Annotated in this window: 1 protein-coding gene and 1 pseudogene; both read left to right on the top strand. The window is 60.3% G+C overall.

Annotation, left to right across the window (positions count from 1 at the left end):
- Positions 1 to 198 precede the first annotated feature (198 nt).
- Positions 199 to 579, top strand: coding sequence for a 4a-hydroxytetrahydrobiopterin dehydratase (locus tag EN906_RS34705; protein WP_027036898.1), 381 nt, complete (start codon positions 199 to 201; stop codon positions 577 to 579).
- 118 nt (positions 580 to 697) lie between these two features.
- A pseudogene (locus EN906_RS34700) lies at positions 698 to 1183 on the top strand (tungsten formylmethanofuran dehydrogenase); the annotation flags it as partial.

Genomic DNA, 1183 nt, shown 5'->3' with positions numbered 1-1183 from the left:
GTGCAGGCGAGCGGGCACTCGTATGGTAACAGAATTCGACATCTGCCCCCCGATGGGTGCATCATGGATGCATCATGGAAGTTTAGGTGCCCGGTACCATGATAACTGTTTTCGTCGATGGGGCAAGCCAAAGAGAATGCATCCACGTGTTTGCTGGCTCCGGCGTGTAGACAGACCGAGCAATTCGCGGAGGTCGAGATGAACGAGACAGTCAAGGAAAAGGTCTATTCGGAAGCCGAGATCGCCGAGCGGCTTGAGAAGGAGCTGCCAAAATGGCGCTACGAAAACGGCTGGATCCGGCGCAAATACAAGACCCACAGCTGGAAATCGACGCTGATGGTCATCAACACGGTTGGCCATCTCGCCGAGGCGGCGTGGCACCATCCCGATATCACCGCCTCCTATGCCTGGGTCGAGGTGCGCCTGATGAACCACGCGGCGAAAGGCATTACCGACAAGGATTTCGAGTTGGCGAAAAAGATCGAGGATGTTGTCCAGTGGCAGCCGGCCAAGGAAGGCGGGGCGCTGGAGGGCACTCCGCTGACCGATCAACGCTTCGCTTACGTCAAATATGACTAAGCAGGGTCGGAATTTGTTGATAGCGTATGAAAACATTCGCTGATCCGCTGCAAGGTGGGGTTCACGGCCAATCCAGTTTCGTCTAGGATCGTGGCGGCACCAGAAAGTAGTTTAGCGAATGGCGGTTGCTTGGATCGGCAACCGGGAAGCGCTGATTGAGCGCGCGGCTGCGCATGCCGCGTCGCTACTGTCGTCAAGTCGGTGCCCGGTTTTCAGCTTTGATACGGATATAGACGGCACGAGGGCGGCGATCGCGCTGGCTGAGAGGGCTGGCGCGGCATACGACCATGCCGATGGCGCGGCACTTGCCCGGGAGACTGCGCTTTTTACGGACAAGGGGGCAATGACCGTCGCCCCCGGAGAGACGCGCCGGCGTGCCGATGTCGTGGTGATCGTGGGCGAGCTCCCGCGGATCCATCATGGTCTTGTTGGCGAACTCGCCGGGACGGTTCCCGACCTCTCGACCGTGAACCAGCGCGCGTTCTTCGTGGTAGGCCCGAACGGGATGTCTGTGCCGCCGCTGAACGGCGGGCGCGAGGCAACGCGACTTTCCTGTGGCCAAGCTAGCCTCGCCGCCACGCTGGCGGCGCTGAGGACACAGCAC

This window comes from Mesorhizobium sp. M7A.F.Ca.CA.004.06.1.1 (assembly GCF_003999135.1).
GTDB lineage: Bacteria > Pseudomonadota > Alphaproteobacteria > Rhizobiales > Rhizobiaceae > Mesorhizobium.
Note: the sequence above shows the minus strand (reverse complement) of the source record. Positions and strands in the feature narration are given on the sequence as shown.